Origin of the sequence: Streptomyces sp. NBC_00568 (genome assembly GCF_026341855.1) — a bacterium.
In the GTDB taxonomy this organism is placed as follows: Bacteria; Actinomycetota; Actinomycetes; order Streptomycetales; family Streptomycetaceae; genus Streptomyces.
This window is the reverse complement of the sequence record NZ_JAPENW010000002.1, coordinates 264,948-277,471: the sequence shown is the minus strand read 5'-3', so window position 1 is coordinate 277,471 and position 12,524 is coordinate 264,948. Positions and strand designations below refer to the sequence as shown.

Here is a 12,524-nt window from a genome sequence, read left to right as displayed (position 1 = left end):
CATCTGCTCGGGCGCGCGTGCCAGCGCTCCAGCGGGCTGCGGAGCGGGAACAGTGAACGTCGCAGAGGGCGCGAGCCGGTACTCCCGCGATGTCGTGGATATCTTTGACGGTCCATGCGCGCGCTCGGCGAAGCAGTAGTCGCCGAAGCGGACGAAGATCACGAGCATGGCGGCCGCCGTTGGGCTCGCAGCCACCGCCCCGGCGACCGCCCCCTGCCCCCAGGACAGCGCAACTTCGACCAGGGAGCAAGGCTGCCGCTCGGGCTCCGGCTGCGAAGTGACCGCGCACCTCGAGTGTGACCAGGGCACCGTGAACCCGTTGGGGCCGCGGGCCGTAGTGCAGGTTGTTGCCAGCAGGGCCTGGGCACGTGTTTCCTCTGATTATCCAGGAGGGGAATCGCGTGAATTTTGACGCCAAGGCGGCGGATTGCTATGGGAATCCCGTCCTCGGTATTCCCGCGGCCCGGAGGTGAACTGCATTCGGATCCTGCCATTCGTGAGGGCATCGAGGCGATCGCTCTGTGGTCCGAAGTCATCCTCGAATTGGAGTTACCCTTGCTGCAGGAAAACACCGGGCACCCAACTCGTCGGGAAGGGCATGAGCTCGGGTACTGGCAGCTGCTGCGGGGGCCCTTTGCCGCAAGGCTTCTCACCTCGACACTGGTCGGGCGCCTCCCGAACGGCATGGCTCCCACCGCTCTGCTACTGGCAGCCGGGAAATCCGGCTCACTTGCGTTCGGCAGTCTCCTCGCTGGTGTCTACCTGGTCGCCTACGCTGCGGGGCAGCCGTTGCTGGGACGCGTGGCGGACCGCCGGGGACCCGCTCGAACGGTCCTGGTCGGCGCCGGGCTTGCTACTGCTGCGCTGGCGGCGATAGGCCTGCTTGGAACCGGCGACACCGTGTTGACACTCGTGCTGACCATCGTGGCCGGCGTGGCCAATCCGCCCCTGGAAGCGGTACTTCGCACCCTGTGGCCGGTGATCGTGCCAGTGGGCCGAGACGAGGTCCCCTTCTTGCGTACGGCATACGCCTTGGACAGCGGGACGCAGGAAGCCGTCTACGTCGTGGGCCCACTCCTGGCCGCAGGGCTGGTGGCGTGTTCACCGAGCCTGGCTCTCATCGCGACAGCTGCACTAGGCCTCGCCGGAGCTCTCAGCTTGGCGTGTTCAGCACCAGCCCAGACGCTACGGCCGGTAGCCCTGAAGCAGGGCCACTGGCTTGGGCCGCTTCAGTCATCGGCCGTTCGAGTCGCGCTCATCGCGATTGCTTGCGCTGGTGTATCAAACGGCGCGATGCGGGTGGCCGCTGTAGTCCAGGCCGACGAACATCGGGCAGGATGGATGGAGGGGGCTATGCCCGCCGTGCTGGCGCTGAGCGGAGTGGTCGGGAGCCTCGTGTACGGCACGCGTTCATGGCCAGCGAGCAAACTGCGGCAGTCGATCACCATGGCGGCGGTGATGGCAGTCGCCTACATCCCGTTCGTGGTCGGGGTCGGACCCGTTCCGTCGGTACTCCTCATCACAGTTCCTGGAATCTTCTTCGGCGTCTACGTCTGCACCACCTGCCTCATCCTTCTGGAGACAGCCCCACCGGGCACGTCGACCGAGGCATTCGGCTGGATGATTGCTGCTTACAGCACCGGCCTCGCAGTCGGCTCGACACTCGGTGGCCTTACAGGCGGTACCTACCTCCTGGTGATGGCGGGCCCGGTGGTGACGGCGTTGGTTCTCGTCGCGGGAATACGTTGGTTCAAATCCGCGGATGCTAAGGCTCCCATGGACCCGGCATCTCTTGCGCCTGGACCACGCTCCCCCGAGGGAACCCGCACTTGACTCTCAGCGGCGGATATTGCGGATTGTTGCTCTTGCCAGCAGTTCCCAGGGGGTCAGCCCAGGCAGCTTTCAGCTACTGGCAACCTCGCTTCAGGCTGCCAGGCGCACCAACAGGTCCTGCCTGATGCAGAGTCCAACTCATTGGTCGTCGTTTCCCACCGAAGACATTTGTGCAGCACGAAGCAGGATCCCGCTCGAGGGCTCAACGCCCTTGCGGGCGCGGCAATGTCCGATCCCACGGGCAGCGAGTCATCGTCGCAGGAGCCGGTGGTCCTAGCACTTGTTCTTGTGGAGCTTGACGGGCTCGTCCGCGATGAACGCTACGAGCGCAGATGTGCCCGCTTGAGTTCGGCTGCGGAGAAAGACAAGCCGGCTGGCGACCCCCTCATCGCGGCCCATTCGGTGGTGTAGTCGGGCCGCACGTCGGCGACTATGCGGACCGAATGCTTGCGCAGCTCAGGAGGGCAGACGGAGGGACGTGCCATGACTCAATCCCTCTCAGGGAATCGAGCCCGATTCGACCCTGAACGGTTCAGTAAGGTCTGGCGAGTGATGTCGGTGCACTTGGTGGCTCGGGCGACGGTCAGAGCCTCTGTGGCTGGGCCGCATCGAGAGTACGTTGCACGTTCTGGTGGTGAACGGCGCCAGGTCCTGGCCTACGAGACTATTCGTCGGCCAGGACCTGGTCTGGAGCGCAGTTGCTGATCTTGATGTCCGCGTGGCTATGGAGCAGGGTCAGTTGCGCCATCACGGGTCACGTGATGCCTCTTGTCAGAGGTTTCCGCCCTTGTTGAGCCAGCAACGGATGGATCCGCCGTCGTAGATGACGACGTAGTCGGCTTTGCCGTCGCCGCTGATGTCGCGGAAGGTGGATTTGTCGGCGGGGTAGTTGGTGGCGTTCACGAAGTTTTCCTTCTTCGTGAAGCGGCCGGGTGCTGTGGGGTTGGCCCGGTCCCAGTTGTTGATGTAGGCGTCGACGGATCCGTCGCTGCTGACCATGAGGTAGTCGGCCTTGCGGTCGCCGTTGACGTCTGCGAGGCGCAGGGCGTTCCTGGAGCCGCCCGAGACGCCGGGAGCCCAGTTGAGGTGTTCTTCCCAGCCGGTGGTGAGGTTGACGTAGGCGTGGATATTGCCGGAGTCGCCGACGCGCAGGTAGTCGTCGCGGCCGTCACCGTCGATGTCGGCGAAGCGTACGGCGTCGTCTGAGACTCCCGTGGGCAGGCCGACCTTGTAGGCGGTGGCCTGCCAGTTCATGCCGTCCGAAATGGGTCCCAGGTTCCGTACCCAGGCGATATTGCCGTCCTGGAGATGGATCATGTCGTCGCGGCCGTCACCGTCGATGTCGGCGAACTTGTCGCTGGGCGCGCCCGAGTTGCGGTACGGCAGTTCGATCCAGTCCGGCTTGCCCGGGACGGAACTGGACTTGTTGAGCGCGGCCCGTACCGTGCCCAGAGTGCTGGAGATCTTCAGGTAGTCGGCCCGGCGATCCCCGTCGAGCTCCACCAGGTCGGTCCGGCCCGTCGGAGACGGCATCCCCGACGCGATCGTCCCCAGCGACAACCAACCCGCCCCAGCGGCACTGTCAGGGGGACTGTCGGGTGAACACTGCTGCCCGTTGCCCGGCTTCGGGGTCTGAATCCAGCCTCGGTCCTGGGCGGCGATCAAGGCGCCGTAAAAGGCTTCGCCCATTTTTGCGTAGCCGGTGTCGTTCGGGTGGGCCGGTTGAGCCAGGTCACTCGTGGTTACTGAGCTCATATCCACCAGGGCCACTCGCTTGCCCTGTGCCTGGCGTGAGCCGACCAGTGCGGGCAGCGCCGCATTGAATGCATCGATGCGGGGTTGCAGTCCCGCCTTCTGGGCCGGAATCAGGGTCGCTACCAAGACCGTCGTCTCGGGTGCGTTTGTAAGCACCCGATCGATAAGGGCGCCGAGTCGCTGAGGGGCACCCTCAAGTTCAAGGTCCTGGTCCATATCGTTGGTTCCCGCATGCAAAGTCACTACATTCGGGCGACTGGCCGGAACCGTACAGTCGGCGAAATCTTCGATCTCTTGGATGACCTTGCCAGAATGACCCTCGTGGTCTTTATCCACCATTTCTCCGCTGTTTACAGAGCCCACGAAGTCGAGGCTGCTCACGCCGGCGTTCTGCAGTGCGCTGCGCAGCGGCCCACGGTAGCCGTTGCCGGTGGAACTGGCGACGCCAGCAGTAATCGAGTCGCCAAGCGGCATCAGCCGGATTTCGCTCGGTACTGAAGAAGATGAAGCTACTCCACTCCTATCTTTGATCCACTGCGCGATCGGTGCGATCTTGAGTGCGTCGGTGAACGTCTCGTCGTCGCCTCCTGTGAGAATCCCGACCACGCGGCCCTGCCAGTCAATTCCGGCTCCGGAGTCTCCCCCGACTGACACCCCCAGATTGATTTGGTTGAGGTACAAACCGTAGCCGCCGGGTCCAATGTCTGGGTCTGTATGGTTGTTATTTCCTACCCGCATCGTGGCGACCTGTTGATGCTCTGACTCGATATCTGCGTCCTCGTCCAACGAGGTCGGACCCCAGCCTCGGAAGGAGACCAGGCTATTCACGGGCGGGACATTTGCCGAGTAGCCGACCACGAGTTGGTAGTTATGTTCGGCATCTGTCAGTTCCAGCAAGGCCGCATCACTGGTAGGGTGCTCGATGGCCCTGCTCAGACTGTGCTGTGTACCCTGGCGTAGCGTCCGGCTACCTGTCATTACCGACATTTCTGAGAGCGGCCTCTCAGTCCCATCCTGTTCGTAAAGGCAGTGCTTCGCGGTCAGCACCCACTTGACGTCGATCAGTGATCCGACACAGACGTTGTCGTCATCCAAATCTGGGGCGTCGTTGTCCTCCTGGAGGATCTGCACTTCCCCGTGCAAGTGGGCCGAGTCCGCTCCCCCCACGATTGCTGTTGCGGATGGAGCGTATATGAGCGTTATTCCGAGAAAACTCATCAAAGACATGACGAGTGGTATTGCGATTTTTCGCATTCGTTTACCCTTCTTTTCGCGTGAACCCGTGGTGGAGTTTCTCTGGTTTCGCGAAACGAAATTGGTATCCTGGGTGCCGTTTACTGTCTGATCCATCAGATGATGAACGAAGGCCTCACTTTTTTTCCGGCCAGCATTCTCCACGACTCTTGCAGGGAACTTGGCGAAGTCTTGCCGCCATCACTTGGCCACGGCGAACTCCATGCAGGTGCCCTTCAGGTTCCGGTGCGGTAAGCGCGGTATGACCGATGCCGTTGCGCACGGCGCAGTCGGGCTGACGGACATCTACGTGCTGGATGCTCTCCGGCATGGGGAACATGCCACGGCCGAACACCGAAGGTTCGTACCGCAGTGTGCCCACATCCGCCAGGCAGGTCCCGACCGGCGCGACGGTGAGTGCCATATCCTGCAGGTCCGTGCGCGGATCGTGCACCGCACGGGCCTTGCGTCACGGCGCCAGTGCCCGCGATATCCCATAATTCAGGCCTGAATTGGGAACCCTCTCGACCAACAGCGCCGCTCTGGCCTGGGACACCACCCCGCGGCCGCCCGGGTACGACCCGATACTCCTCTTCACCTGAGGAGTCCCGATACTCCTCTTCACCTGAGGAGTGCAGCTCTCCTGACGACTACTGTAAGCGTGTTGCAGAACGTCGCGAGTAGGGCATTTCCCTTGTATGCGTGAGGTGTTGAGGGCTGATCCGTTGTGGGTGGAGACGTTCACGGGCTGCGGATGAAGCAGTTTGAGCGGCTGTTGAAGGTGGTGCGGGAGCGGGGTGGCGAGGGGCCGCGGATCGGGCGGCCATGGTGTCTGCCGCTTGCCGACCGGGTGCTTGTGGTGGCTGTCTACTACCGGACCAACCTCACCATGCGTAAGCTCGCTCCGCTGTTCGGGGTCTCGCCGGCCATCGTGTGCCGGGGCGTCCAGCGGCTGTGGCCCCTCCTCGCACTCGCGCCCGTCGATGCCGCAGATCGGCTGTGGATCGTGGACGGCACGCTCGTCCCGGTCCGCGACCGCACGGTCGGCGCCTCGAGCCGCAACTACCGGTTCTCCGTAAACGTGCAGGTCATCATCGACGCCGACGCCCGCCCGGCTTCGGGCGACAGGGCCGACGCTCACGTGTGGCGCGACTCTGGCCTGCTGCCACACTGCCAGGGCGTCACCGTGCTCGGCGACGGCGCCTACATCAACACCGGCCTGGGCGTCCCCCACCGCAAACGTCCCGGCCGGGTCGGCGAGGAAGCCGATAACGCGGAACATCGCCGGGTCCGCGCGCGGGTCGAGCATGCGATCGGCCGGCTGAAGAACTACAAGATCCTCCGTGATTGCCAGCAGCATGGCGACGGCCTCCACCAAGTGGTCCAAGCCGTCGCCCACATGCACAACCTCGCCCTGACCGCGTGATCAGAACAGCAGCGGCCCGGCCCTGAACTGCAAAATCACGGCGTTCTGCACCACCGTTTAGTGGTTGGCAACCCTTGATGAGATGGGTCTCTTTCGCGGTAGGTCAGGAGTCCTGGGGTAGGTAGGGGCTTACCTGCGTACCTACGGGTCTGTAAGGGGCATTCTCACGGCGAAGGTGGACCCGACGCCAGGAGTGCTGCTTACAGAGACAGAACCGCCGTGGGCGCGCGCGATTTGCTGGACTATGGAAAGGCCGAGCCCGCTGCCTCCCGAGCGCCGGCTGCGTGACTTCTCTGCCCGCCAGAAGCGGTCGAACAGATTGGGCAGGTCATCCGGGTCGATGCCACTTCCTGTGTCGGTCACTTCGGTGACCACGTCGTCGCCGGATCTGCGGGACGCGAGAGTGACACTTCCACCCGGGGCGGTGTGCCGCACAGCGTTGGACACTAGATTGCCGAAGGCTTGACGCAACCGCGCTGGGTCGGCCAGTAGGTAGATGCTGCCGTCGCCTCCGGACGCCAGGCTGACACCCGAGGCTTCGGCCGATGCGCGGTGCGCGGCGACAACCTGATGAAGAACACCTGCGAGGTGTGTCGCCTTGCGATCCATGCTCAACTGTCCTGCCTCGGCTGCGGCGAGGTCCTGGAGGTCGTCGATGATGCGCTGCAGCAGCAGCGCCTCCTCCAGTAGTGAGGCGATCAGCGGCGGGTCGGGTTCGGCGATGCCGTCTTCCGTGGCTTCCAGCCAGATGCGGATGTTGGTGAGCGGGGTACGCAGTTCATGGGCGACATCGCTGACCATGGCCCGGCGCAGTTCTTCCAGATGTTCGCGACGTTCGATCATCTCGTTGAATGCGGCGGCCAGGTAACCCGTTTCATCCTTAGTGGTGACCGGCACGCGGTGGTGCCGGCGGTCGGGGGAGAGAGCAGCGACTGTCAGAGCTCTCAGAGGGTGAACCAGCCGAGAGGCGACCACTGCCGTTACGAAGACGGTGAGAGTGAGTACCAGGCCAGTGACGGTGGCGATCCGGGCCGTGTTTGTGGGGGAGAGGTCGAACGGTGGCGCAGCAGGGTTGTGAGGAGCGCCGAGATACAGCAACGCTGCCGGAGCGACAAAGGGCTTCAGCTGCCTGCGGCGGTTGTCAGTGGAGCAGGCTTCGATTACTTCGGCGTATCGGCCGGCAGGCATTTTGGAGAACCAGGACAGGTCTGGTGAGACGCTGGCTCCGACTCGCAGGTGGACAGGTACCTTGCGAGCCGTCAGGCAATTGGATAGCTCGGCGTTGAGCCACGCGAGGGGTGCACGCTCGGTGGGCGTGGGTGCATCGAGAAGCGGTAGGACGCACGGGTCGATGGTCGGGAGTTGGGCTCCGGGCGCGATGTTGATCTTTACAGTCGGGCGGCCGCTGGGAGTGTCGATCCAGTGGGCGTTGCTTGCGGCATCGCGCAGGCATGCGACTCGCTTGTTCGCCAGCTTTCGCAGCGTGGCGCGCTCCTTCTTGGGCAGCAGGTAGGGGCCCGTAGCCCGTGGGTCGATGGGGGAGTCATCAGTCGGTGCCCGGATGGCGAACAGCGGGCCGTTCTCCGCGTGTAGCGGATCGACGATTGCTGAAACCCTGGCTGGCAGCGGAGCGGGGCTGGCAGCGGAATCCGCCAGGAGGTGGTGGCTTGGCGAGGTCAGAACAATCCGGCGTCCGGCGCGTTGCGCGAGTTCACGCACGAGGGGAGCTATCTCATCCCAGCGAGGATGTGTGGCTGCATATCCCGTCAGTCGGTCGTAGATCTCCGTGTCGTCAGAGAGGGCTTGTCCCCGTTCCTGCTCGATTGCGTGGCTGGTGGTCTGCACCGCAAGCCATGCGGTGGCGCCGATGGAGCAGATCGCGATCAGCACAGAGGTGGCCATCAGACGGGCCAGCAGGCTCTTGCGCAGGGGAACTCTGTTGTGAGGGAAATGGGGTCGGTTACGTGACATGGTTGCCGTCCTGGAGACGGTGGCGCTGCGTTCCTTCCAGCTTGTATCCGACTCCGAAAACCGTCACCAGGAGGACGGGCCGCCGTGGATTTCGTTCGATCTTCCTTCGGAGATTACCGATGTGCACGTCGACGATGCGGCCGCCGATAAACTGGTCGGATCCCCTGGTCAGTTCCAGCAGTTGCTGTCGAGTGAACACCCTGCCCGGCTGACTGGCCAGTATTGTCAGCAGTGCGAATTCCCCCGGAGTACAGACCACCAGCTGCCCCGACAGCAACACCTCATGGCGCACTGGATCCACGGTGAGTGCGCCTGCGCGAAGAATGCGAGGACCAGGGGCAGCCGCAGGGTCGGAGCGACGCAGCAATGTGCGGATCCGGGCCATCAATTCGCGAGGGCTGTAGGGCTTAGTCATGTAGTCATCCGCGCCAAGGTCGAGGCCGTGCAGCAGGTCGTCCTCGGTGGAGCGAGCGGTGAGCATCAGAACAGGCAGGTCGGTCTCGCGCCGGAGTATGCGGCAGACCTGCAATCCGTCGAGCCGCGGCAGCATCACGTCGAGTATCAGAAGGTCCGGCGGATCCTGCCGAACCAGGTCCAGAGCCGAGTATCCATCGTGCACCACGGCGGTGTGATGACCAGCGTGCTCCAGATACTGTCGGATCAGCTCTGCCTGCTTCTTGTCGTCCTCGGCAATCAGGACACGCGCGCACATGGTGTCGACCCTAAGCCGTGGCCAAACCCTGCTGTCAGGATCCTGACGTTGCCCTATCAGGATCTTCATAACCTTGGCTCAGCATCTGAATCATGTTGATCGTCAGGTCCATACCCAGGGCGGCCTGCTTCCGCCGCCGCTCTCTTCGGTTTTGCTCCCTCGCCGGCCTCTTGCTCGTCGCTGGGTGTGGGGGGTCTGATACCTCGGATGCCAGCCGAGAGCCCAACGTGGCCTCGGTGGCGAGTCCGAAGGGAAATCGCGCAGTTGGGAAGGAGCATGCTGATGCAGCCAGCGAGGGCGTCCAGTTGCGGCTGGACAGTACGGAAGAGGAGAAGCGCCAGATCAACAACGCCTACTCGGCATGTCTGAAACAGGCTGGTGTACCCACATACACGAAGGGTGCACCAGCTGGCGGCGCTGGCGAATGGATCTTTCCCCATCGGGAATCGCCAGCCATGAAGAGCGCAGATGAGGCCTGTCGGTCGAAGCGGCCTCTACAGCCCGTAGAGCTCGACCCGAAGCGGAACCCTGATTTCATGGATTCCTTTCGTGAGCAGATCAACTGCATGAACAAGCAGGGGGTCAAGGTCTCAGTCCTGCCGGACGGCAGCGGCTACAACTACGTGGGCAGCTTGCCTCCTGACTATGTGCGGGTGGAGGACGACTGTTTGAAGAAGGCGTTCAGCCAGAAATAGCAGGCGCCAACGACCAGGAGTGACGGGGGCACAGGTGAGATCCGTTGCCTTCAACGCTTCACTTGTCGGCGATACGTTGGCGCCGTTCTCGGTCTCCGCGAGTACCGGGCGGGTCCTGCGGGCCCTTCTACTAGGGCGCCCGGACACAGTAGTGCCCGGGCGCCCTGGGCTCCGAAGTCGAGGTTGACTTCTGGTGGCGTTGTCGAACTCTTCGGCGCTACATGCTGAAGGTGTTGGTCCAGGAGTACTTTCTGCTGTCGTCTATGTCGTCAATCGCGGAGAGACCAACGACATACGTGTCCCACTGGACCAGGACCTTGCCGTTTGCTGCCTGCCAACTGTGGAACGAATCGAAGCTGATCCACCGCTGCCCGGAGTCAGCACTGCTGCAGGAAGACATGTACAGGTCCGTTCCATTGGTGTCCATGCACCGACCGGTAGAGACGTTCTGCAGCATGTACCTGTTGTTGCTCACAGGGATCCTGTGCCACACCGCATCGGAGCCACAGCTTCCGGATGCGAGTTTGTAGCGTGGCCCCGGGTCTCGCAGGCACGCGGAACTCTTGGCGTTCCTGAGTACTGAGTCATCTCCGGCAGCACTGGCCGAATTAGCTGGCAGTGTGACCGCTGCGACCACGCTCGCACCTGTCACAAGGGCATGGAGCCACTTCTTCACGCGGCGGATCCTTTCAGAGGTTGGGCGATGTAGGTGCCCGCAGACAGCGGCGACGGAGTCCCACTGCTGTTCCGTACGCACATCCATCAACGACGACGGAGCGAAGCCGGTTCACCAGTGGCGCCGGCACCGCCTTCGTACAGGCAAACAGGTGCGTTTCCGTACCTATCGGCTCCAGGCGACGAACCTGTTGCCCGCCAGCTCGAAGCCAGTGACCCCTCACATCGACATCCGACGGTCCGTCAGCGATGCAACCGGCACCGCCTCTTCGGCGTGATGGCGGCTCTGGGGACGGACGTACTCCACTTCGGGCTGATACGGAACCTTCGCAGGGTCCCGGCAGTCCTTCAGCTGCGCAATCCCTCGGTCGAGCCTCAGTTCAGGGCCCAGGCGCATGCTGTCGGACTTGTGTCTTCACGGGCCGGTGCCCTGACAGCCCGGGGTGAGGGAGGGCACAGCCTCATAGCTGCCCGCCAACGGGCCTCTCACTAGCTGGCTCCCACCCTGGAGAGCTGGACTGTGACCGCGCCGACCCCCGCGGCGGATCCTCCGAAAGCTTGAGTGGAGACCGAATCGCAGGTCGGCACCGCTTCCCCCTGGGCTGAAAAGGGGACGAGGAGAGCATTCAGCTTCCTGGACCGTTCCCGCACCTGCGGAACGTACCGGGCAAAAGCGCAGTCCGCGGCGGCACGAAACCAGCCCGAAGCGACCGAAACGACTCAACAACACCGACGTGAACCTGCTGTTGCGCGAGGATTCCGCTCATAGTCCCCAGGCCGAGTCGCTTCGGTCGCTGTCCAACACCAATCTTCGCAAGCCCAAGACTGATTGCTGCGCCAGCTGCCTCGGTTACGGAAGACCACAGCCTTGGCCAGTTGACCGAGAGAACCTGCGGCATTGAACCACTCGTAGCTGCCGAGCGTAGTGACCTATCGTGCCTTGCCCACTAAGCCCGTCATCTCTCCGGGAGCTCCACCCGTGAAAACAGCACGCTCCCAACCAGCAGAGGCTGCCACACTTCGCTCGCACCGCGAGCCAGGCCATCAGCACCTCCACCTGCTGCTAGGCCTCGTGTCACTGGTCCTGGTTGCCGTCTCGGTGAACCGGCGCGGCCAGCTCACTCTTGGCTACGCACTGCCCAACGAGTTCCTGCGCTGGACAGAACTCAACAACATGGCACTCGGCTTGCTCACCGTGCTCCTCTACTACCTCCTCATTGAGCACGTGCGTGCGGTGTCCGCCCCTTCCCACCGCGAACGAGGCCGCCGCCTGCTGGGCGCGCTCTTCGTTACTGGCGCCTACCTCTACGCCGCGGGCTACGGCAACCACGAAGTCACGAACTACCTGCACGGGCGGTTCTGTGCATCTGAACCGTCCCGACTGTGCGGAGTCATCGCTTTCAACGACGAATCGTTCTCACACGGGGTCTTCTTTATGGGCTTCGTGCTACTGAGCGTCGCTCTCATGCTCAGCCAAGCAGCCGCTCCCGATCAGATGCCGTTGGCATGGGTCGACAAGGCCATCGTCACGGTGAACGCCCTGTTTGCCGCTGGAGCGATCGTTGCGAATCTCGCCTTCGAGCGTATCGGTCTCGACCTCCTGGTGGTGACGGTCGTCGCGGTGCTGGCGGTGTTCCTGCTGTACAGGATGCCGCGCCAGCCCATTCTGCTCTATCACACCATCGCCTATTCCACCGGTACTGCGGCAACGCTGGCGCTCAAGCTCGCCTGATGCGGAGACCAAGTTGCCGTGCACGCGCCGGGCGTGAAGACGATGGCCAGGGCATAGCTGTCGGCGACGTGTAAGACCTGGCGCAGGCAGGCCGACTTACACAGCCGGACGAGCTGAACTCGGCACAGGTGCAAAGTGGATATCTGCCCGCCGCGTGTGATCAGCTCAGAAGACGGCACTCCTGGGTAGTCTCGAACGTGGACCTCAAGGGCCGGCACGCACGGTCGCCGCAGTATTCGACACTGCCTGCCTTCAGTCACAGGCTCGTGCGCCGGCTGGGTTCCTACAGCAACTGTCCCAACGCATGAGCCGCACCGTGTCCGCTTCTGCCGCCGCCGAAGGCGTCCAAGTGACTGCGATCGAACTGTCCACGCTGGCAGCTGCCCAGACCGACGCGTACCCATTTCCATGCTGACAGTTATCGGAATGGTCTCCTGGTGCTGCGAGTCCCGTTGATGGACCAGACTGACACTGTTGATCACACCTCGTAGG

General features: G+C 63.2%; 7 protein-coding genes and 2 pseudogenes. 4 read left to right on the top strand and 5 right to left on the bottom strand.

Annotation, left to right across the window (positions count from 1 at the left end):
• Positions 1–432 precede the first annotated feature (432 nt).
• The gene (locus OOK38_RS33510; RefSeq protein ID WP_266849764.1) at positions 433–1,833 is read left to right on the top strand and encodes an MFS transporter; all 1,401 of its coding nucleotides are present in this window, start codon (positions 433–435) and stop codon (positions 1,831–1,833) included.
• A 771-nt stretch (positions 1,834–2,604) separates the two neighbouring features.
• Here OOK38_RS33510 and OOK38_RS33505 read toward each other — a convergent pair.
• Both OOK38_RS33505 and OOK38_RS33500 read right to left on the bottom strand, forming a co-directional pair.
• Positions 2,605–4,938 carry a GDSL-type esterase/lipase family protein gene (locus OOK38_RS33505; RefSeq protein WP_266849762.1) on the bottom strand — a complete coding sequence of 778 codons (2,334 nt, stop codon included), beginning with the start codon at positions 4,936–4,938 and terminating at the stop codon, positions 2,605–2,607.
• A 229-nt stretch (positions 4,939–5,167) separates the two neighbouring features.
• Positions 5,168–5,419, bottom strand: a pseudogene (locus OOK38_RS33500) (IS1380 family transposase); the annotation flags it as partial.
• A gap of 100 nt (positions 5,420–5,519) precedes the next feature.
• Here OOK38_RS33500 and OOK38_RS33495 point away from each other — a divergent pair.
• Positions 5,520–6,247, top strand: a pseudogene (locus OOK38_RS33495) (transposase family protein).
• Between the two features lie 141 nt (positions 6,248–6,388).
• Here the strand turns inward: OOK38_RS33495 and OOK38_RS33490 are convergent.
• Together OOK38_RS33490 and OOK38_RS33485 are read right to left on the bottom strand one after the other, a co-directional pair.
• The gene (locus OOK38_RS33490) at positions 6,389–8,149 is read right to left on the bottom strand and encodes a cell wall metabolism sensor histidine kinase WalK (RefSeq protein WP_266849760.1); all 1,761 of its coding nucleotides are present in this window, start codon (positions 8,147–8,149) and stop codon (positions 6,389–6,391) included.
• 58 nt (positions 8,150–8,207) lie between these two features.
• The gene (locus OOK38_RS33485; protein ID WP_266849758.1) at positions 8,208–8,930 is read right to left on the bottom strand and encodes a response regulator transcription factor; all 723 of its coding nucleotides are present in this window, start codon (positions 8,928–8,930) and stop codon (positions 8,208–8,210) included.
• A gap of 236 nt (positions 8,931–9,166) precedes the next feature.
• On the opposite strand from OOK38_RS33485, the gene OOK38_RS33480 reads away from it, so the two are divergent.
• Complete coding sequence (locus tag OOK38_RS33480; RefSeq protein WP_266849756.1) at positions 9,167–9,625, top strand: hypothetical protein; 459 nt, start codon at positions 9,167–9,169, stop codon at positions 9,623–9,625.
• 217 nt (positions 9,626–9,842) lie between these two features.
• On the opposite strand, the gene OOK38_RS33475 is transcribed toward OOK38_RS33480, so the two are convergent.
• Positions 9,843–10,301, bottom strand: a complete 459-nt coding sequence (locus OOK38_RS33475; RefSeq protein WP_266849754.1) for a hypothetical protein — start codon at positions 10,299–10,301, stop codon at positions 9,843–9,845.
• Between the two features lie 1,071 nt (positions 10,302–11,372).
• On the opposite strand from OOK38_RS33475, the gene OOK38_RS33470 reads away from it, so the two are divergent.
• On the top strand, positions 11,373–12,032 hold the full coding sequence (locus tag OOK38_RS33470) for a hypothetical protein (RefSeq protein WP_266849752.1): 660 nt from the start codon (positions 11,373–11,375) through the stop codon (positions 12,030–12,032).
• Positions 12,033–12,524: the final 492 nt, after the last annotated feature.

What these genes read in the sequence shown, in the direction of transcription:
- OOK38_RS33510 (WP_266849764.1), top strand. Translation starts at nt 433, where the DNA reads ATGGGAATCCCGTCCTCGGTATTCCCGCGGCCCGGAGGTGAACTGCAT.
- OOK38_RS33505 (WP_266849762.1), bottom strand. Translation starts at nt 4,938, where the DNA reads ATGGATCAGACAGTAAACGGCACCCAGGATACCAATTTCGTTTCGCGA.
- OOK38_RS33490 (WP_266849760.1), bottom strand. Translation starts at nt 8,149, where the DNA reads ATGGCCACCTCTGTGCTGATCGCGATCTGCTCCATCGGCGCCACCGCA.
- OOK38_RS33485 (WP_266849758.1), bottom strand. Translation starts at nt 8,930, where the DNA reads ATGTGCGCGCGTGTCCTGATTGCCGAGGACGACAAGAAGCAGGCAGAG.